The following is a 20,435-nucleotide window of genomic DNA, read 5'->3' on the forward strand; positions in this document are numbered from 1 at the left end:
CAAACTTGAAAAAATGGTTTGTTGAAATCTTTTGTAACTCGGCTTGATTTTGGATCATTTATTTCTTGCAACACTCTAATCTCTAGCGCAACCTCTCCTAAGTCCCCGCACTCCATCTCAGCTAAATACACCATCTGGCGTGCTAACTCATAATTAGGTTCACCGGAAGCCAGCAATTCTTTTTCCCAGCTTTTGAGCCAAGACGCAAATCGGCGCTCTTGAGTCCGATCTCCCAAATAAGCTAAAATTTGCTCCTGCTGCCATCCCTGGTTTACTCCATCAAGTAGCTGTCTAAACCAAGACTGATAATCGCTGGGTGGTTTGAAAGCCTCTAACAACTGATGAAATTGCCTTATTAACCACTGCCAAACCTGCTTCAGTCTGGGCCTGTACCAAGTTTTGTTGTTTTTCGGGCGAATTCCCTGATTTTCTCCTATTTTTGTGTCCTCACCGCCATCCGCTCCAGATTTTCCCTTCCGTCTTCGCTTATTCTTCGTTGGAGTATCGTAAGCTGTTTTGCCTTTCTGTTCTGACTTCGGCTGATATTTGGCAACTTTGAGGGGATTGCCCTTGAAAACACAGCCATCAAACTTCTCAATAACTTCAGTGGCCTCTTTTTCCGTCCTCACTGTAACGAAACCATATCCCCGACATTCACCCGGTCTATGGGATAAAATTACTGTAGCCGATAATACAGAGTCACCTGCTTCAGCAAAAATAGCTTGAATTTCTTCGTTAGTGGTTTCTTTCGGCAGATTGCCCACATAAAGGCTGATAGACATTTTAGCGTCCTTTGTCATTTGGCCTAGCTCATTTTAATTGTAGCGCAACTGTTGGGGTAAAGACAAGATAGGGATTGAGCCGATCTCCGAGTAAGTGCGAATCTAATTTTTAAATCCGCAAGAAATCGGAGGAGAGATTTGCTATCGTTTGTATCATGCCAGCTTCCGCGCATGGCTAGGCAAACAATCTATTTGAGAATCATGATGAGGACACGGCAGTGTCCCTTGGTGTCAACAAACACGTTAAACCGATAGTCCGGCAGTCCAGCAGGGGTTGAAACCCCTGCCTCAAAGCTAAAGTCCTCTAAAAGAGGACTAATGAATGATTCAGTCCTCTTTTAGAGGACTTTGGCTATTAGACAGGGAATTCATTCCCTGGCGGGCTGGCGGGTAGGCGGGAGGACTAGCGGACGAAAAGCTTAAGTTGACACGCCTTGGGGATTGCCGTGTCCTAAATGTCGGTAATATCAATTCCGATGCCACCGAGTTTTATATTATATCAAAAACAATACAACAATGAAACGAGCAGTATTTCTTGACAGAGATGGCGTTCTCAATATCGAAGCGGGCTACATCCACAAAGTAGAAGATTTGCATTTAATCCCCGGAGTCGCCGAAGCTGTACGCCGTTTAAATGACCAACAAATATTTTGCTGTTTGGTTTCCAATCAATCCGGCCCGGCGAGGGGTTATTATCCAGTTAGCCACGTAGAAGCTTTGCATCAACGCCTTTGTCAGTTATTAGAAAATGAAGCCGGAGCAAAGCTAGATGCTCTTTATTACTGTCCTTATTTAAGCGCAGCCGAAGGCGGAACTAACCCAGAATTTACCCGGTATACAACGTGGCGAAAACCGAATACAGGGATGTTGGTAGCGGCCGCTTGGGAACAGGATTTAGATTTGCGAAATAGTTTTATGGTGGGGGATAAAGCCACTGATGTTGATATGGCTCACAATGCCGGCTGTACTGGTATTTTGGTGCAGACTGGTTACGGAGAGAGTGTGTTGAGTGGGGAGTATCAGCACCATACTAAACCGGATTTTATTGCAGCCAATTTAGCGGTGGCGGTAGAGTGGATTTTGCAACACTTTGATTAGTATTTGTAGTGGCATTTAAGTGGTTTCTCGTTGAGTCTTACAGGAAAGTGCTACGTAAGGAAGCGCGACTGTGAAGGTTGTACCCATGCCCATTTTGCTTTCGCAGGCGATCGCACCTCCTTGCAATTCCACAGCTTTTTTAACAATTGTTAATCCCAAACCGTTACCTTTAATTTTTCCAGTATTCTTGCAGCGGTAGAACATTTCAAATATTTTCCCTACTTCGGTTTCTGGAATGCCGATACCTTCGTCTCGGATGCGCATAATTAGTAAGGGAGAGTTAATATTTGTAAATTGGGAATCGCCAAACAAACGCTGAGGAGATAAGCAGAAAATATCTTCCTTGTCTCCCTCACCTGGTTGACAGTATTCCAATTCCAAGGTGACTTGCCCGCCGTTTGGCGAATATTTGATGGCGTTGACGATTAAGTTAGAAATAATGCCGTGCAGCAATTGTTGATCTAATATCGCGCTGGTAACGTTTGAGGGGATTAATGTTAGTTTGTGCTTGGCTTCATTTCCTAACTGCAATTGATCGAGCAAGTCTTGACAAAATTCGACTAAATTAATCGGTAATGGATTGCATTTGAGTTGACCTGCTTCTGCTCGACCCATGAACAGCATATCATCGATTAGCTGGTTCATCTTTTGGGTAGCTGAGTGTACTAGGCGCAGGGTTCTAACTTGGGATTCGTCACTGCTGCGAGTTCGATCGAGAAGTTCCGCAGAAATTAAAATCGCGTTGAGCGGGTTCCGCAATTCGTGAGCGGCCATTGAAATATACTGGTTTTGGCGGTAGGATTTTTCTTCCACCGACTCTCTGACTGCTTCCGCCGCTTTGAGAGATTCTCGCATCTTGGTTTCGATTTCGTGTCTGTGCAGGGCAATCTCGATCGCCACCCGCAAATCATTTTGTTGAAATGGTTTGATAATATAACCGAATGGGTCTGTAAGTTTCGCTCTTTGCAGCGTTTTATCGTCGGCATAAGCTGTTAAAAATACTGTGGGCACATTCCTATTAGTTCTGATTTTTTCGGCTGCTGTTACCCCGTCCATGTCACCTTTAAGCACGATATCCATCAACACTAAGTCGGGCGGGTTTTCTATCGCTTTTTGAATTGCTTCTTCTCCTGAAGAAACTGTAGCTGTTACTGCATATCCCAGTTTTTTTAATCGACCTGCTATATCTTGAGCTACAATAACTTCGTCTTCTACAACCAAAATTTGTATAGGGTTCATTTTTCGTTAAATACGCTGCCGATAATTTAACTCTTGGAAAATCAGAGTGTAGCAGGTTCCACGCTGACTGTCAATGGCAATACTCGCCTCTAATTGGTAAGCCAACATTCTCACTAATCGCAATCCTAATGTTTCAGTATTTTCCGCGTCAAAATCCGCCGGAAATCCGCGACCGTTATCTTGAATAGTTAAATTAAATTGGTGGTCATTTATTTTATAAAAATTAATAGCTATTTCACCAGCTAAACTTGAGACAAAGGCATATTTTAAAGAGTTAGAAACCAGTTCGTTAATAATTAAGCCACACGGAATTGCTGTTTCTATGTTTAAATAAATGGGGTCAACTTTGAGATTAAATTGGATGGCAGTGTTGCCACAACCAAAAGATTGATACAAATTAGCAACTAAGTTTTCGACGTAGGGGGGAAGGTCGATGCGATCGAGATGTTCGGATTGATACAGTTGCTCGTGAATCAGAGCCATTGAATGGATACGGGTCTGGCTTTCTTCAAATAAAGCTAGCGTCGGTTCGTCTTCAATATATTGAGCTTGAAGTTGCAGCAAGCTGGAAATTACCTGCATATTATTTTTGACTCGGTGGTGAATTTCTTTGATCAATACTTCTTTTTCGCGGAGTGCTGCTTGGATGCGGGCCTCGGTAAATTTGCGATCGCTGATATCTTCGCAAATACCGGCGATGCGGTAAATTTGGCCCGATTCGTCGTAAATGGGAAAAGCTCGATCGCACACCCAGCGAATTGCGCCATCTGGCCGAAAAATGCGATATTCGGTACTGGTGGACTCGCCCTGCAACAGTCGCCCAATTGCTTCTTGCAACAGGTGTTTATCTTCTGGATGCACCCACTCCATCATTTTTAAGGGCTCAGCATAGAGTTCTTCGCGACTGCGCCCCCAAATTTGTTCGTAAGCTGGACTCAGATACAATAAATCTGTGAATTCAGCAGACATTAGCCAGAAGGAATCTTGGATATTTTCGGCTAACTGGCGGAAGCGTTCTTCATTTTCACGGATGGTTTTTTCTGCCTGTTTGCGTGCGGTAATATCTACTGCAATGCCAACGATGCGGTAAACTTTACCCGATTGATTTCTAATCGGAAAAGCCCGATCGCGAATCCAGCGAATTTTGCCGTCCGGCCTGACAATTCGATATTCTATCTCGTCTTCCGACTCAATTTTTCTAGTTAAATTAGCAATAACGCGCTCCCGATCTTGTGGATGGAGGGAATCTGCAAAAAAGCGCCCGGAAGCATACAAATCAGCGCAGCTTCTGCCCCAAATCTTTTCGTAACCCGGACTGATATAAATAATTTTTTGGGGTTGAACATTTACCATCCAAAATACGCTTTCAATGTTTTCTGCTAGCTGTCGGAACCTTTCTTCGCTTTCTTTCAGCGCTGCTTCTGTTTCTTTGCGATCGCTAATATCTTCTGTCACTACTACATTATAAATTGCCCCACTCAGCGGTTCTTTGATTAGCGATACTGAAATATTTACCCAAACTACATTGCCGTCTTTGTGCACCAAGCGTTTTTCCATTTTAAAACTGTCAATTTTACCGGCAAATAATTGCTGGGTTTGTTCTAAATCTGCCTCTATATCTTCTGGGTAAGTAACGTCCATCCAAGTTCGCGACAGCAGTTCGCTCGCACTATATCCCACTATCTCGCAGAATTTTTGATTGACTCGCAAATAGCGGCCTGTTTGGTCAGGGTGGGTAATGCCGACTGCCGCTTGTTCGACGGTTGCCCGAAAGCGTTCTTCGCTATCTCTGAGGGTTGCTTCTGCTTTTTTGCGATCGCTAATATCGCGCTGCACGCCAAAATATCCCACGATTCTGCCGTGGGAATCGTAAATACAACTATAGTCGCCTTCTACCCAAACGGGAACCCCATCAAACTTGCGATTTTCATTTTCTATGTTAATTCTGCCAGCATTAAAAAATTGCCTTATTATCTCTCTGCCGCCAGTCAAGTTGTGCGATAAGAAAGAGTAAAGCGTCCGACCAATAAACTCTTCCCTAGTACCCCCGTATTGAGCTATCAAAGCATCATTTGCCTTCGTTACCCGCCCGTTACCAAATATGTAATCCAAGACTTTTTCTTTGTCAACTGTATCATCCCAGTGCACTGGTTCGTCCAGCATCATAAAGAAAAAGCCCTCTAAAGATTGAGAGAAAAACAATTCTAGCTGTTCCTGGCTTTCCCGCAGAGCTTTTTCGGCGCGCCAGCGAGAGAGAATTTCTTCCCGCAATTGCTCGTTGGCTTTTTTCAAGTCTTCAGTGCGCTTTTGATATTTAATTTCTAGCTGATTTTTGATTTCTTCCAGCGCTATTTCAGCCTGTTTTTTTTCGGTAATATCTTGAGTAACGACCATTCCTGCAAAAATTTCTTCCCGGTCGTTTTTGACGGGAGCAATTGTTGTTGAATAAATGCGATTGCCGTATTTATATTCAAAAGTATTCTCTTTTCCTGCCAAAGCCGCGCGATATTTAGCCTCAAAAAGTGTCCAATCTTCAGGTGGCGATACTTCCCACAATGTTTTGCCTTCCAACAGTTCTTTGGACAAACCAACTACTGCCAAACCTTGACCGTCAACCAGAGTGTAGCGCAAATCGCGATCGAACAAAAACACCGAACCATTCGGATAATGTTTGATGAGAGTTCGGTACATTTCCTGGCTTTTTTCCAGAGATGCGATTAACTGAATGCGATCGTCCTCGGTGATATCAGATTCCGTTGCGGAACCCCAAAAGCCAGCATTCTCTACTGCTTTGAGTTGTGCTTCTAATTTCTGGCACAATTCTCTCTGCTGCTGCAAATCCTCTTCAAGTTGCCGAATTTTTCCTTTTTGCTCTGCTACTAATGCTTCGCAGGTTTCCAGAGGTCGATCGCCCTTTGTAGGATCAATACACATAATGGCTCTTTGTTTGGCAGTTGCAGACTTGAGCTTTTTCAAGCCAATACTAACAAAACTCAAGCCTTTACTGCCAACTTAATTAGTCAGAATCTTTCCTGACTTCTTCCTTCTTCCTTTATTTAGGAACTCCAGCCGTCAAGACTTCATGACTTTCCAATGTCACCAAAACATCATCTTCAATTCTCACGCCAATACCGCGCCATTTTTCAGGAACCTCCGGCTGTCCTTCAACGGGTTTAATATAAGGAGAAATATAAATCCCCGGTTCCACCGTCAGCACTTGTCCTGCCTGCAAAACTTGCGGATTTTCGCCGTATTGATAAACGCCGACATCGTGCACGTCCAATCCCAGCCAATGACCAGTACGGTGCATATAAAATGGCTTGTATTTCTCTTCTTTAATTATCTCTTCAATGTCCCCCACCAAAAGTTTTAAATCCATTAAACCTTCCACCAAAACGCGCACTGCCGTTTCATGAATTTTGCTGTAAGGATTTCCCGGAGATACTTGACTAATTGCCTGCAATTGTGCTTGCAAAACTAAGTCATAAATTATCTGTTGTTCTGTTGTAAATTGGCCACTAACGGGAAACGTGCGAGTAATATCGGCGTTGTAGTACCCGCAAGCACAACCGGCATCTATTAGCAGCAAATCGTTTTCCTGCATTTGGCGGTTATTTTCGATGTAGTGGAGGACGCAGGAATTGTAACCGGATGCAACAATTGAAGGGTAAGCCGGAGTGCAGCCATTTAAGCCAAAAGTATGTTCTATTTCAGCTTGAATTTCATATTCGTATCTGCCCGGTTTAGCGAATTCTTGGGCGCGGTTGTGCGCTGCAACTGAGATATTAGCCGCTTTTCGCATTAATGCTAATTCTGTTTCGCTTTTCACCAGCCGCATCGGGTGTAAAATGATGTTGGAATCTTCGATTGCTGTCGGGCCTGTGCCGCGTTTTGGGTAGGTTGCCATCAAGCGCTGCCAGTGATTGAGGACTGTTTGGTCGAAACTACGATCGCGCCCGAAGTGATAGTATATGCGATCGGCTTTTTCTAAATATTTCGGCAGTTTTTCCGCAAGTTCGGCGATGGGGAAAGCTTCATCCGCGCCGTAAAGTTCTTTAGCGCCTTCTACTCCGGCGCGATAACCGTGCCAAGTTTCTTTTTCCAAGTCTTTTGGCTGCACAAACAACACAAATTTGTGTTCTTCGTGGTGCGGCGCGAGCACTGCTACCGCCGCAGCTTCGTTGAAACCGGTCAAGTAGAAAAAATCGCTATCTTGTCGGTATGCGTATTCTACATCGTTGTGCATTACGGCTGCGGGCGCGCTGTGAAATATCGCCGTCCCGCTGCCAATTTTTGCCATTAACTGTTCGCGTCTTTGCCGGTATTCGGTGGGGTTTGTCATCCGATTTTAGATTTTAGATTTTAGATTTTAGATTGAATTTAATATTAACATTCGGCGGTTTCAAGCGCTGCTTGTCAGACTTGCACCCGCAAGCCCAGGGTTGAAGATATAGGCGATCTGTTTTTTTTCTGGGTCTACTTATTTATTCTCTTGTTCTGCGATCGCCAATTGACAAGTATAGTCAACCAGCCCAGACAAAGATGAGTTGCGATCGACTAAAGTCCATCTCGGATCGAAATTCGACCAATTTTCGCCATCTTCACTAACTCTGACAGTTCTAAACTGTCGCTGCTGGCAGTTAACTTCCATTTGCGCCAACAATTTCTCGTTACTAAACTGTTGAGTTCCTAAAATAATTCTGACTGGATAAGAGGGAGCACCGGGAATATCGGATTTACTTAATTCAACGCTGCTAGGGTCGAGGCAAATATCTACAAAACATCTTAATTTTTCGGCGCCGGCGCTCAAAGTATTGACACCAACAAAAATAAAAGCTGCTATTAAAAAAAATGGCGAATTCTTAGTATGTAGGGCAAATGTAGTATTCATCTGCGTTAATTGGCGTTTAGGGGCGGTTTAATATTATTGACAGTTTAATAAAAAAGTAGGGACGTGGAAATAGTGCTACGTCCCTACTTTTTAAAGACACGGCATTGCCGTGTCCCTAATCTTTAAACCAGTCTTAAAGCTGAGGAACGTATTGTTCTTTTTCAGGAACAAAAGTGTATTCAGAGACGATTAGGCGCAACTCTTCGCCGTCGATGGTTTCTTTTTCGATCAACAAATCGACTAAGCGATCGATCACGGTGCGATTTTCGCGAATAATTCGGCGGGCGTCGTCGTAGCAATGATCGACAATCGATCGAACTTGTCCGTCAATCCGAGAGGCTATTTCTTCGGAATATTCCGATCGCGCTGTGTAGTCGCGGCCGAGGAAAATTTCGCTTTGCTGGGCTTCCAGGGCGATCGGGCCCAAGGTAGACATCCCGTAGCGAGTCACCATTTGGCGCGCCATGCCGCTTACTTGCTGCAAGTCGTTGCCGGCACCGGTGGTTACTTCGGCATCGCCGAAAACTACTTCTTCGGCTGCGCGGCCACCCAAAGCACCGCTAATCCGGGCTAAAATTTGCGATCGAGAAATCAAACCTTGGTCTTCGCTGGGCATGAACCAAGTCAAGCCGCGGGCCTGTCCGCGAGGAACTAAGGTAACTTTTTGAACTGGATCGTGGGCTTGAATGATTGTACCGACGATCGCGTGGCCGATTTCGTGGTAAGCAATCAAGCGCTTGCTCTTGCTGTCCACCAAAGGAGTGCCTTCCATACCTGCTACCACGCGATCGACTGCATCGTCAACTTCGAGCATCGTAATCGCTTCTTTGCGGCGACGGGCAGTTAAAATAGCAGCTTCGTTGAGCAAGTTAGCCAAATCTGCGCCCGTAAAACCAGGAGTGCGGCGGGCGATGGCGTCCAAAGAAATCTCCGCAGACAGCTTTTTGTTGCGCGCGTGAACTTCCAAAATTTCCAAGCGGCCTTTGATATCCGGCGTATCTACACTAACTTGGCGGTCAAAACGCCCCGGACGCAGCAGCGCTGAGTCGAGCACGTCGGGGCGGTTCGTGGCAGCAATGATGATAATGCCAGTATTGCCCTCAAAACCGTCCATTTCGGTCAGCAACTGGTTCAGGGTTTGTTCCCGTTCGTCGTTACCGCCGCCGATACCGGCGCCACGCTGGCGGCCGACTGCATCGATTTCATCGATAAAGATGATGCAAGGAGCATTTTCTTTAGCTTTCTTGAACAAGTCCCGAACGCGGGAAGCGCCGACACCGACGAACATTTCCACAAATTCTGAACCGGAGATGCTGAAGAAAGGCACGCCGGCTTCGCCTGCGATCGCTTTTGCCAGCAGGGTTTTACCGGTTCCGGGAGGGCCAACTAGCAGCACGCCTTTGGGAATCTTCGCCCCGACTGCGGTGAAGCGTTCGGGTTTTTTGAGGAATGTTACTACTTCTTGTAGTTCTTCTTTGGCTTCCTCAACTCCTGCTACGTCGTCGAACAGTACGCCTGTTTTAGCTTCCATTTGAAAGCGAGCTTTGGATTTGCCAAAGTTCATCGCTTGGCCCGGACCCCCTGGCACGTTGCCACCGCGGCGGAAGAGGAAAAACAGCCCTCCTACTAACAAGAGGGGAAATACTAGATTGCCTAAAAGTCCCCAGACAGCGCCGTCGTTGCGTAGTGGGTGAGTGTCGAAGCTGATTTTGGAGTCTCTGAGTCTAGAAACCAGTTCCGGGGCATTTGAGGGCAAGTCTACCCGCCACCGCTGCTCGTGATTGTCCAGTTCGGGATCGACTGCTAGGACAATAGCCGTCCGACCTCCGTCGTAAAGGTCAACGCTGGTCACTCGACCGGCGTTTAAGTAATCTAAGAATCGACCGTAGCTCAGGCGGGTGCTGGCGGTGTTCTTGCTCATTTCAGCGGGGGATGGGGCAAAGGCCCCCTGCCACAAGAAAAAGCCGATGACTAAGGCAGGTAAAGTCCAAAGTAGTATAGTTCGCCAAGAAATTTTCATAAATGCGGATGCCTTGAATTGGGGACAGATCGGGTAAGATCGCGGTGTCGGAGAAGTGCGACAAAAGTTTACACTCAGAATCTTAACTAAATTTAACTTAACAATGCACTCTCAGGCAACAGAGCTTCCAGGACGATCGCTCCAGAAAAAGTTAGGTTAGTTACTGTAAGGGCGATCGTCCCGAATATAATGTTTGGTGCTGATTTCGATACCGATCTAGGTAGAGTTAGAAGAATCGCCGCAAAACCCACTGTCTTTAAGCGTGGCAGTGTCAAGGGATAAGGCATGATAATGGTGAGGCTCAGTGAGGTAACACATTTCAATGACAACTAGACAGCTTGTTCCTAATTCGGCTATGCTGACCCAGCAGACTAAAGTCGCTTCTAACAAATCGATTATTAGTGCAGATTTGGGTCGGACGGCAACTAAAGCTTGCGTGAGTCGCAACCCGAGTAGCGTTGTTTTCATCCCTGCCAACGTGGCTACTATGCCCGTGGAAAAGGTGCGGGGTGGCAGCTTTGAGTCGAAAGCAACAGACCCTCTGTTGGATATGTGGCTGGAGTACCAGGGCAAGGGGTACGCGATCGGTCAATTGGCTGCAGATTTTGGCGCTAATCTCGGTGGCGCTGACCAGTCGAAAGTAGTAGATGCTTTGGTTAAGGTCTTTTCCTGTGCTGGATATTTCCAGATGAAGGGCGACATAGCTGTTGTGCTGGGTTTGCCGTTTTATTCGCAGGATCAGTTTGAGAAGGAAAAGGAAGAGATTATCAGCCAACTTCGCTCTCCCCACGTTGTGGTGTACCGGGGCGAGCGTGTGGATATTAATATCAGTCACGTTTGGGTGATGCCGGAAGGGTTCGGCAGCCTGATTTGGTGCGAGGCTCAAGATAACAAGGAGTTTACGCCGGAATTGCCGGAACTGTCGGTGGCTGTTGTTGATATCGGACACCAAACTACCGATTTGTTAATGGTCGATCGTTTCCGGTTCGCCCGGGCGGCTTCTAAGAGCGATTCCTTCGCAATGAACAAGTTCTACGAACAAGTTGCCTCAAAGATTCCGGGAGCAGACCCTCAATCTCTGTCTTTACTGGAAGCGGTGAATAAACCCGAGGGCCAGCGTTTTTACCGTCCCAGAGGAGCGACTAAGCCGACTAATTTAGATCCGATTATTAAGGATTTGCGAGAGGCTTTCGCTAACGAACTGTCCGAACGTTTGGTGCAGTGGCTACCGGAACGTGTGACGGATGTGGTTCTGACTGGCGGGGGCGGCGAGTTTTTCTGGGAGGTGTTGCAACCTTTGCTTAAAGACGCCAATCTTAAGGCTCACTTGGCTCAGCCTTCCCGGAAAGCTAATGCTTTGGGACAGTTTATTTATGCTGAGGCTCAGCTAGCCACGATAAAGTAACGCATTAAGGCTTGAACCCTATGGCACTGTGGGCAAAAAATAAGGCGAATTTCTCGGTGGCGTTTACGGAAGATGCTGCGGATCAAACTTTGCTGGCCGCTATTGAAAAAGAGTTGGCTTTCACGAAGTATCAGACTTTCAGCAATCTCTGCAAGCAAGCTTTGTGGCAGTTTTTGTCTGTATCTGAGTCTGCTAGCTCTACACAGAGCTTTCAGCGGTTGGAACAGCGTATTGCTGAACTTGTGGTCAAATTTGCTGAGTTTGAGCACAATGTTTCGGCAGAGGAATTAAGCCGTTTGGAGGGACTGGAACATCACCTTAGTCAACTCAGCGCGCAGTTGGATCAGTTGCAGGGGAGTGTTAACAGTAAGTTTGCTCAAGTTTCTTTTGCCCCAGTTTCAAAAGTAGTAGAGCCTGGCCCGATTGAGTCTGAGTCTGTGGCGGATGATAATGTAGTGTCTGACGCTGAGGTTGCTCCTCCTCGGAATTCCGATCCTTTGTTGGAGCGTTTAAGTTCTTTGTTACCCCAAGATTTCTAAAATGAGGTAGACCAAGGCTATAAAGCCTTGAGATGTGATGTTAGTGGTCTGCTGTTGGCAGCAGGTACTGAATACAGAAACAAAGCGATCGCTCTTTTGAAAAAAAGGGCGATCGTTTTGTTATTTGTCAGTTGTCAGTTGACTGTTGACTGTTGACTGTTGACTGTTGACTGTTGACTGTTTTCTGTTACAAATTACAAATTACCAATTACCATTATTCGATTAATCCTAACTTGTGTAATCGCGAACGAATGGCACTAGGCTGTCGCTGAAATCTCTGAGCTAATTCGTCAATTTGTTGACCGCTAGCATATTCTTTCTTCAAATTTTCGTCTTCATCCTGACTCCACTTGACATAAGCTCTGGGATATTTATGGCGAATTTTCTCATTCTGGATTTTAGGTCGATAACCATTCTTTTGAGCGACATTCAAACCCGAACCAAACTGTGGGTTAATTTCCCCACCGCGACTAGCTAGCGCCTCTTGCACGCGGTTGGGAATGACAGCAATTTCTTCTGAGAGCTCAGCCAAAGCATTGTCTACTTTTTGCTGAAGTTCTGTTAGCTGCCGCTGCTGCAAACTGCCCCACTGTGGCAGTTCGTTGATAAACTGCTGCAAGTCTAGAATTATTGTGGTCAAAGTTTCGACTTGTTGCAACTCCGGTCGCTGTTTGAATTGGCGGCTGGTGATTTCAATCTCGCTTTGAATCATTTTAATAGTTTTTTCTAAAATTATTAGTCGCTGGCGCAGGTTCTCAATTGCTGAAATTAGAGAGTGTACGTTTTCTCCAGGCGCAACATTGAGATTTTCGCGAGATGTTTGAGCAAGAGCTTCGTCTAAAGCATTTACAGCAAGTTGCAATTGCTCGATCGCGCGATCGGTAGTAGCTGCTTGTTGATTTACGCGATCGAACGTGGCCGCCGTACTTGCTTTAACTTGCCTGTGCAGCTTCTGCCGGTTCACAAAATTCAACACCAACGAAATCACTACAGGCACTTGAGCATAAACGCTCTGGCCCCAAACCAAACTAACAGCTAATCCCACAGCAGAGGCAGCAATAAAAACCAATTCAGCAGTTTCTAACAAATTGCTCGACTTGGAATTTTGGATTTTGGTGGGTGAATTGGATGATGACATAGGCTAATACCATTTTAGATTTTAGATTTTAGATTTTAGATTTGGAATGACTGATGAAGCTCGGAGTGGGGAGCACGGGCCTATAGTTGCATTCTTTTTTTCAACTGGTGCAAATATGCGGATAAAAATAAAGTAAGCGCGAGCGCAGCTATCCGGTATGGAATCGCACGTAGACCCCGAGTTTAGCAGTGGTCAAAAACAGATTAAGTTTTTTATTCACAGCCCTCTAATTAAATATATTAAATCTGCAAAATTAGTCGAGCTAAAGTGAAATAAATCAAGACTCCGAGGACATCAACTGCGGTGGTAATAAAAGGAGCAGACATTAAAGCGGGGTCTAAACCCAAAGAACGAAATAGAAACGGCAGAGCTGAACCGGCAATAGAAGCTAAAATTGCGATCGCAAACAAACTCACTCCCACCGCGAGTGCCACTGCTAAACTTCCTTGCAGAGTGTAAGCCCAGACCGTCGCTACAGTCCCCAATATAGCTCCTAGCAGCGCTCCCGCCATCCCCTCGCGAACAATTACTTGAAACGGGCCCATTGCTGTAATTTCATCAGTGTTCAAACCGCGAATTACAACAGTTGAGGACTGAGCTCCGACATTGCCTCCAGTGCCAGTTAGCAGGGGAATAAAGGCTGCTAGGGCGACTACTTGGTGCAAGATATCTTCTTGAGCTCTAATAATTGCGCCGGTGACAGTATTAGTTAAAAGCAGAACAAACAGCCACACGACCCTTTTCCGGGCAACGGTAATTAAATCGGTCTGAAAATAATTGTCGCCGCCGGACTGGACGCCGCCCAAGGTATAAATATCCTTGGCGGCTTCTTGTTCTAAAATGTCGATCGCGTCGTCAACTGTAATGATGCCGACGAGACGCTGTTCGCGGTCTACAACGGGCACAGCTAAAAAATCGTAACGCTGGATCAGCCTAGCGACTTCTTCTTGATCCGTTCCTGTTTGAACAGAAACTACTTCGCGGGTCATAATTTCGCCGACTGTTTTGTCGAGGGGGGAAGTGACTAAATCGCGCAAAGATAAAATACCTGTCAAGCTGCGTCCGGCGTCGGTGACGTAAAGAGCATAAATTGTTTCGGTAGTTTTAGCCAAAGAGCGAATTCGGTCTAAAGCTTGGGCGACGGTAAAGCTTTCTTTGAGAGAAATATATTCCGGGGTCATAATCCGACCGGCGGTACTGGCTTCGTAACCCAACAGTTGGGCCGTTGCTTCTCGTTCCGTCGGGCTCAATTCACCCAACAGGCGACGGACTAATATTGCCGGCAGTTCGTCAAACAGTTTAGCTCGATCGTCCGGGGACATTTTGTCTACAATATCGAGGACTTCTTGGCGTTTAAATTTTTCGCAGAGGGACTGCTGAACGCTGGAGTCGAGATATTCGTAAACTGCGATTGCTTCGTCTTTGGAAAGCAAGCGGAAAGCTATTACTTGCATGGTTTCTGGCAGACCTTCGATAGCTTCAGCTATGTCGGCTTCCTGCACCGGATGCAAAATCGCTTTTGCTCCTTTAAAGTCTCCTTCTTCCAACAGGGCCCTTAACTGCGATCGAACTAATTCCCGCAGTTCCTTTCGCGCGTAGGTGGGTAGAGAAGACGATTGATAACTTTTTTCTGTCACTGATGACCCTCCTAAACCTGTGCTGCGCGCCTTCCTGAATCCAGTTTAGAGCCTATTGACGCCACTGGTTGCAGTTATACGATTTATACCCGCGGGTTAGCAATCCAGTCTCTTTGTGGAGGCTTCACCACCAAACCAAGATGTATTCTCGAAACCGGTTTTTTGGTATGGTGTTTTTTATATTGATTTACTTAAACCAACAATTGATATTTTTCTTGTGCCAAACGGTAAAGTGGCCGCCACACCAAACGGTTAGTCAATACAACCAACAACGACATCACAGAAGTAGCCGCCAACAGCAAGGCAAAATTCCCAGATGCCGTAGCCTGAGAAATAGTTTCTCCCAAACCTTCTGTAGTAACAATTTGACCTTTAAACTGCACATACTCGCTGACAATACTTGCATTCCAAGCACCGCCAACTGCTGTAATAATTCCTGTGATTAAGTAGGGGAAAATTCCCGGTAGAATTAAAGTTTGCCAGCGCTGGATTAGGGATAGTTTGTAAACTTGTGCAGCTTCAAATAACTCAGAAGGTATGGCTTGAGCGCCCGCAATAACATTAAACAGTAAATACCACATTGTACCCAACATCATCAGCGCCACCGAACCAATTTGCAAGCCGCCTCCAGCGTGAATTAAAGCTAGTAGCAATACGGGAAACAAAGCAGTTGCCGGTACAGAAGCAGCTATTTGTACTAAGGGCTGCAAAATTTGAGCTAAACGTGGATTTCGACCGATCGCCACTCCGACTGGCACTGTCCACAATAGCGATAAAAATAGCGCGCAAATGACGCGCAGAGCTGTGAAAAATGCACCTGTCATGACTTTTTGCCAGTCAGACAAACTCAGCAACCGCAGCAGCAGCACCGCTTCCCAAGTTCCCCAAAGCACAATGACGGCAAACCCGCTGACAAATATCCAATTTATCCAATTTCCGATGCGGCTTCGTTGGCGAGGATTTGCTGGTAAATAAACAGGTGCAAAAGCTCTTGCCAAACCACGATCAAAACTGTCGCTTATCGGCGAAATACGCGCCTTCAAAACCCGCAGCGTCGCCGAGCGCCTGAAAAAATCTAACACATTTGACTGCGGTACATTGGTAGCTTCCACGGATTGATATTTAAACTTTTCTACCCAAGCAATCAAAGGCTGCCAGATGAAAAAGTCTATGGCTATAATCACACTAATTAATACTGCCAAACCCCAGCCTATCGCCCCAAAATTGCCTTCATTGGCTGCCTTGCCCAAATAGGAACCGAGTCCGGGCAAATTAAAGTTTTTGTCCCCCAAGGTAAAAGATTCGATCGCAATCAAAAAGAACCAGCCGCCCGCCACTGACATGACGCTGTTCCACACCAGTCCGATCGCCCCAGCAGGCAATTCTAATGTCCAGAACTGCTGCCAAGCATTGAGCCGATAAACTTGAGCAGCTTCCTTAAGTTCTTGCGGAATGCCGGAAAGTGACTGATAGAAACTAAAAGTCATATTCCAAGTCATCCCAGTAAATATTAAGATAATCGATGCGAGTTCTACGCCGATTCTTTGACCTGGAAATAAAGTAACTAGCGCTAAAACAACTCCAGGCAAAAAAGATAAAACCGGAATCGACTGCAAAATGTCTAACAAGGGAATTAAAATTTTTGCTGCCAGGGCAAAGCGGTAAGCAGAATAAGCATAAACTAGGGTAAACAGCAGCGATAAAAAATAGGCGGCTACCATGCGTAAGAGACTCTGGACTGTATATGCTGGCAAGACATTTAGGGTAGTCTCAATTTTGAAATTTGGGTTGTAGTCACTGGTGAATTGAGAAGCTGTTTGGACAATGGCCAAAATTAGAGAGAAGATTGCTAGAATCAGCAAGCCATCTTGCCAAGTCCACGCTGACCTTTCTAAAGTTTTATTTGCCGGTGTTAGAGGTCTTGTCATACGAAGTAGTTATTGGTAATTGGGAAAAAGGTAATTGGAAATTTGGAAGTTAGAATTGGGGGGCGGAGGGCAAGGGCATCGGGTAATTGTTAATTGCTCCTTGCTAGTAAATAACTCATAACTAATTACTCATGACTACTGATCACTGACTACTGACCACTGACTACTGACTTCAGATTCTAAGAAGATTTCACCGCCCGGTTCATCGTAACTGTATAACTCTGCATAGCGACCCCAGTCAATAGCAGTTTTCAATTGCCGCATTGCTTCTTGGGGGCTAAAGTGGGCTTCTAGAATATCCAAAATCAACTCTTCAGAAATGCGGTGATTGCGCTTGGCCTGAAGCATTCGAGAAATTTGCTGTACCAGGCGAGTATTGTTGAGAATTTGGGTACGAACAATTTGTTTGCGCTGGTCAATGCCGCCGGCAATAAACTGAATGCCAACTGGAGTTAAAAGGAGGTCGCCTTCTTGGATTACCAGAAATTCCATTAATTTTGCTGCTTCCACGATCGGCAAAATGTCGTCAACCTCTAACATTAATTCTTGACCGAGGCGGTAGAGGTCTTTCTCCTTGCGGTCTTCCAAGAGTTCCAACAGACCTGCGATCGCACCGGTTCGCACCTGCGGCAGAGATTGGTATTTAGCGCTTTGAGGGGCTTGAGGTTGAGACACAGCAGCGACACTTTCAGCCGGTGCTGTCACTGTTTCGCAGCTCAATTCGGGATTAGTGAGAATTTTGTAAACTTGGTCTACGAGAGCTTGAAATTCGGGAGTTTTGCGATCGCGGTAGTGCGGCAAAGTCACCGTCAATTCGGCGCGAATTCGCCCCGGGTTGCGGCCTAAGACTATAACGCGATCGGCTAAAATTACCGCTTCCTCAATCCCGTGAGTTACGATTAACACAGCTTGAGTCGGAATCTTTTTTTCCAGCCACAAATCTAATAACTCAAACCGCAAGTTTTCTGCTGTCAGCACGTCTAAAGCTGAAAACGGTTCATCCATGCAAAGCAATTCGGGTTCCACCGCCAAAGCTCTAGCAAATCCCACCCGCTGCCGCATTCCTCCGGAAAGTTCTTTCGGATAAGCATTCTCAAATCCGTCTAAACCGATAATGTCAATCATCTGCAAGGCTTTTTGCAGGCGCAGTTCGGGCAATTCTCCTTTAGCTTTTAAGCCTAATTCTACATTTTCTAGTACCGTCAGCCAGGGATAAAGGGCAAAGTTTTGAAATACAATTGCCACTCCCGGGTTTAAGCCGACTAAAGGACGATTGTGGTAAAGAACTTGACCTTCTGTGGGCGGAATAAGTCCGGCAATCATCCGCATTAATGTTGATTTTCCTGAACCGGAGGGGCCTAGCAAAGCTACTATTTCGCCCGTTCTTATCTCTAAATTAATTGGCTCTAAAATAGAGATTTTTTGACCGTTGGGCTGTTGGTAAGCCTTGCTAACTCCTTCTAAAGTAATGATACCCTCTGTTGTTGTTTTAAATACCACAATCAAACCTCCTATGTTGAGTTTAAATTTAGTTGTTAGTCAGTAGTCTGTAGTCCGCAGTCTGTAGTCATTAGTTAAAAACTCGGGGAAACTGACAACTGATAACGGCTAATTGATACCTGTTTCGTAAAATAATGCAACGGCAGGCAAGCCCAAACAATGATGCAGTCCGTGGGAGCATCTCATATTTGTAAAAACACTTTTTCTGGCTCCTTCCTTCTGACTCTTTCCTCCTGGCTCCTGGCTCGTAACTCCTACCTCCTATTTCTAGCTGGGCTGCTTTCATTGAGATGCTCTCGTTGTCCGTCATTCTCAATCGAAAATCAAAAATGGTATGACTACCGAGTATTCGGTCAATTTTTGTGATAGACGATCGCTTTTTTTACCCCCAACAAGACTGGAAAAGTAGAGAGTTGGATCGAAACTGAAAATACAACCAGCAAAATAATTGAGCGATGGTACAAAATTATCATCGCCCAACTGCCCAGAAATCATGATCAGCCATAGCCTGTGTTAAAGACCCCATAGGCGGAACCTCTGTTGTTTGCAGGCACGAGTTGAGCTGCAGCTGCTTTCAAAATCGATTCCTCGACTCCCATACCTATACCCCATAAAGTCATTCCTAGCAATCCCCTATGCCCATTTCCGAACAATACCAATGGGGCAAACAGTGAAGAAAAAATCACTGCAAACATCAGGGTTAAGATGCCGATGCGATCGAACTTGCCTCTCAAAAATCAGGGTTGCGATCGCGTCACTCCCCATCACCCACGGGTAAAATATAAGAATCTAGCTGTCAAATGCGATCGCACTTCTGTGGAAGTCAGTCGATTGGAGATTTGAGACTTCGGTGTGAGCGCTCAGTCGAAGGATTTGAGATTTTAGATTTACTCCACAGATGAATCTGAGAGCGGGAAAAAGAGTCTAAAATTTTTATCTCTCCACAACAGGAGCCGGGGCTTGTCTCCGTTTTTGCGTCTCGTCAAAGGCAATTAAGGAAAAATCCCATAGCCAGCCCCAATCAACCCTAAAGTATCTAAAGGAACCCAAAACAGCCCCGGCAGCCCTTTTTTGATTTCTAAGACTCCTGCTTCAAAATCGCGCGGATTCAGATAAATTTGCTGAAGTACCAACAGCACTATACCAATCCTAAATCATTTGTCAATTTCTTACTTCCGAGCGAGCGAGTTCGAGGAGGGGTGGGGTGGGGTAAAAAATTTACGACTCCTGCAAGGATTGCTATATCAGCCCCAAAAAAGCTGGCACAGCCAAAACCGCAAAGCCGACTCGATCACCCAATTGCTTTGCGCTGCGATCGGCTATCATCAATAACTACGCTGGCGATCGCTATTGGATAACGTGCAGTTGATCATCGTTCGACGCCATTGATCACGAAATGTTAACTACCTAAATCCTTTCTTATTCACCTTTACGGGTTATACACACAAAGAAGTGGGGAGCCTCTCATATCTGTAAAAACACTTCTTCCTCGTTCCTTCTTCTTCCTCTTTCCTCCTAGCTCCCAACTTCAATTTCTAGCTTGGCTGCTTTCATTGAGAATATCCCAAGAAGTTTTGGGCCATAATTGGTTTAACAACTTATTACCTTGCTCTAGTCAACCATTAATTAAAACTGTCAATATTACCTACCATCAGTGATAGTGAACCCCCTCGCTCCAGCTATGGTTCCTGTTCAAACTGCCAATGTATTGGGCTGTGATTTAGACTCTCCGATAAATCAAGGAACAGGGCACAGGAAAACCATTTTATGTAGGAATGGGTCTCAAAAGCTGCATCTGAATAGTGTAGAATTATAACAAACCAGATGGGACATTACAAGGTGCGTATTGTCGGATAAAAATTTTCTGCGATCTTAATTTTATTACGGAATGTTTAAACTTGTATCTTTTCCTTAACCGTTTTATATTCTTTACCAAATCTTTATTTTTTTCTAGAGTTGGGTTATGGTTGCTTCAAGCGAGCTTACAGCACTTTGCAACAAGAGTGAAATACCCTTTAGTTAAAAAATAGGTCTTTATGACACACTGCCCCGGCTGCTCGAATCAAATGCTGCATCAAGTTTGCGATCGCCAACTCTACTGGTTTTGTCGTCAATGTTGGCAAACAATACCTATTTATAATCTGAACAGAGGTGGGTCATAGCCTTCTATAAATCTAGTTGAAGGGCTAGGGGTGAAGGAACAACATTCTTTACCGATGGAATTTAACAGATCAACTTAGGGTATAAAGTTTAGAGAG

General features: G+C 45.4%; 15 protein-coding genes. 4 read left to right on the forward strand and 11 right to left on the reverse strand.

Translation table 11 applies throughout. The annotated features are described in order from the left end of the window. Positions 1 to 800 (reverse strand): RNA-binding protein (locus tag QT994_RS22435; protein WP_333178337.1); only part of this gene is annotated, 800 nt, incomplete at its 3' end. Between the two features lie 498 nt (positions 801 to 1,298). Between QT994_RS22435 and QT994_RS22440 the strand changes: the two genes are divergently transcribed. Then, positions 1,299 to 1,880, forward strand: a complete 582-nt coding sequence (locus tag QT994_RS22440) for an HAD family hydrolase (RefSeq protein ID WP_333178340.1) — start codon at positions 1,299 to 1,301, stop codon at positions 1,878 to 1,880. A gap of 15 nt (positions 1,881 to 1,895) precedes the next feature. Here the strand turns inward: QT994_RS22440 and QT994_RS22445 are convergent, their stop codons facing one another. The 5 genes from QT994_RS22445 to ftsH2 form a co-directional block, all read right to left on the reverse strand. After that, positions 1,896 to 3,119: an ATP-binding protein gene (locus QT994_RS22445; protein ID WP_333178343.1), complete on the reverse strand. Its 1,224-nt coding sequence runs from the start codon at positions 3,117 to 3,119 to the stop codon at positions 1,896 to 1,898. Between the two features lie 6 nt (positions 3,120 to 3,125). Further along, positions 3,126 to 6,053 (reverse strand): PAS domain S-box protein, encoded by a 2,928-nt coding sequence (locus QT994_RS22450; protein ID WP_333178346.1) that lies wholly within the window; start codon positions 6,051 to 6,053, stop codon positions 3,126 to 3,128. Between the two features lie 118 nt (positions 6,054 to 6,171). Next, positions 6,172 to 7,461, reverse strand: coding sequence for an aminopeptidase P N-terminal domain-containing protein (locus QT994_RS22455; RefSeq protein WP_333178349.1), 1,290 nt, complete (start codon positions 7,459 to 7,461; stop codon positions 6,172 to 6,174). Positions 7,462 to 7,599: 138 nt separating this feature from the next. Beyond that, positions 7,600 to 8,010: a hypothetical protein gene (locus tag QT994_RS22460; protein WP_333178351.1), complete on the reverse strand. Its 411-nt coding sequence runs from the start codon at positions 8,008 to 8,010 to the stop codon at positions 7,600 to 7,602. Between the two features lie 133 nt (positions 8,011 to 8,143). Next, on the reverse strand, positions 8,144 to 10,030 hold the full coding sequence (gene ftsH2 / locus QT994_RS22465; protein ID WP_006633417.1) for an ATP-dependent zinc metalloprotease FtsH2: 1,887 nt from the start codon (positions 10,028 to 10,030) through the stop codon (positions 8,144 to 8,146). A 322-nt stretch (positions 10,031 to 10,352) separates the two neighbouring features. Between ftsH2 and QT994_RS22470 the strand changes: the two genes are divergently transcribed. Beyond that, complete coding sequence (locus QT994_RS22470) at positions 10,353 to 11,435, forward strand: ParM/StbA family protein (protein WP_333048413.1); 1,083 nt, start codon at positions 10,353 to 10,355, stop codon at positions 11,433 to 11,435. Between the two features lie 20 nt (positions 11,436 to 11,455). Further along, on the forward strand, positions 11,456 to 11,974 hold the full coding sequence (locus tag QT994_RS22475) for a hypothetical protein (RefSeq protein ID WP_333178353.1): 519 nt from the start codon (positions 11,456 to 11,458) through the stop codon (positions 11,972 to 11,974). 214 nt (positions 11,975 to 12,188) lie between these two features. Here the strand turns inward: QT994_RS22475 and QT994_RS22480 are convergent, their stop codons facing one another. The 5 genes from QT994_RS22480 to QT994_RS27920 form a co-directional block, all read right to left on the reverse strand. Beyond that, on the reverse strand, positions 12,189 to 13,112 hold the full coding sequence (locus QT994_RS22480; RefSeq protein ID WP_333178357.1) for a hypothetical protein: 924 nt from the start codon (positions 13,110 to 13,112) through the stop codon (positions 12,189 to 12,191). A 239-nt stretch (positions 13,113 to 13,351) separates the two neighbouring features. Next, a complete protein-coding gene (gene mgtE / locus QT994_RS22485; RefSeq protein ID WP_333178360.1) occupies positions 13,352 to 14,749 on the reverse strand; it encodes a magnesium transporter in 1,398 nt (465 codons plus the stop codon). Between the two features lie 191 nt (positions 14,750 to 14,940). Continuing rightward, positions 14,941 to 16,677 carry an ABC transporter permease subunit gene (locus QT994_RS22490; RefSeq protein WP_333178363.1) on the reverse strand — a complete coding sequence of 579 codons (1,737 nt, stop codon included), beginning with the start codon at positions 16,675 to 16,677 and terminating at the stop codon, positions 14,941 to 14,943. A 135-nt stretch (positions 16,678 to 16,812) separates the two neighbouring features. Then, the gene (locus tag QT994_RS22495) at positions 16,813 to 18,177 is read right to left on the reverse strand and encodes a nitrate/sulfonate/bicarbonate ABC transporter ATP-binding protein (RefSeq protein WP_333178366.1); all 1,365 of its coding nucleotides are present in this window, start codon (positions 18,175 to 18,177) and stop codon (positions 16,813 to 16,815) included. A 497-nt stretch (positions 18,178 to 18,674) separates the two neighbouring features. After that, positions 18,675 to 18,872, reverse strand: a complete 198-nt coding sequence (locus QT994_RS27920; protein ID WP_445243937.1) for a hypothetical protein — start codon at positions 18,870 to 18,872, stop codon at positions 18,675 to 18,677. Between the two features lie 16 nt (positions 18,873 to 18,888). Here QT994_RS27920 and QT994_RS22500 point away from each other — a divergent pair, with 16 nt between their 5' ends. Next, positions 18,889 to 19,020, forward strand: a complete 132-nt coding sequence (locus QT994_RS22500) for a hypothetical protein (RefSeq protein ID WP_333178369.1) — start codon at positions 18,889 to 18,891, stop codon at positions 19,018 to 19,020. Positions 19,021 to 20,435: the final 1,415 nt, after the last annotated feature.

The organism is Microcoleus sp. S13_B4 (assembly GCF_036700885.1).
Taxonomy (GTDB): Bacteria; Cyanobacteriota; Cyanobacteriia; order Cyanobacteriales; family Microcoleaceae; genus Microcoleus.

Coding starts and splice junctions, on each gene's coding strand:
- QT994_RS27920 (WP_445243937.1), bottom strand. CDS start 18,872: ATGTTTGCAGTGATTTTTTCTTCACTGTTTGCCCCATTGGTATTGTTC.
- QT994_RS22470 (WP_333048413.1), top strand. CDS start 10,353: ATGACAACTAGACAGCTTGTTCCTAATTCGGCTATGCTGACCCAGCAG.
- QT994_RS22450 (WP_333178346.1), bottom strand. CDS start 6,053: ATGTGTATTGATCCTACAAAGGGCGATCGACCTCTGGAAACCTGCGAA.
- ftsH2 (WP_006633417.1), bottom strand. CDS start 10,030: ATGAAAATTTCTTGGCGAACTATACTACTTTGGACTTTACCTGCCTTA.
- QT994_RS22440 (WP_333178340.1), top strand. CDS start 1,299: ATGAAACGAGCAGTATTTCTTGACAGAGATGGCGTTCTCAATATCGAA.
- QT994_RS22455 (WP_333178349.1), bottom strand. CDS start 7,461: ATGACAAACCCCACCGAATACCGGCAAAGACGCGAACAGTTAATGGCA.
- QT994_RS22480 (WP_333178357.1), bottom strand. CDS start 13,112: ATGTCATCATCCAATTCACCCACCAAAATCCAAAATTCCAAGTCGAGC.
- QT994_RS22445 (WP_333178343.1), bottom strand. CDS start 3,119: ATGAACCCTATACAAATTTTGGTTGTAGAAGACGAAGTTATTGTAGCT.
- QT994_RS22460 (WP_333178351.1), bottom strand. CDS start 8,010: ATGAATACTACATTTGCCCTACATACTAAGAATTCGCCATTTTTTTTA.
- QT994_RS22490 (WP_333178363.1), bottom strand. CDS start 16,677: ATGACAAGACCTCTAACACCGGCAAATAAAACTTTAGAAAGGTCAGCG.
- QT994_RS22500 (WP_333178369.1), top strand. CDS start 18,889: ATGCGATCGAACTTGCCTCTCAAAAATCAGGGTTGCGATCGCGTCACT.
- QT994_RS22475 (WP_333178353.1), top strand. CDS start 11,456: ATGGCACTGTGGGCAAAAAATAAGGCGAATTTCTCGGTGGCGTTTACG.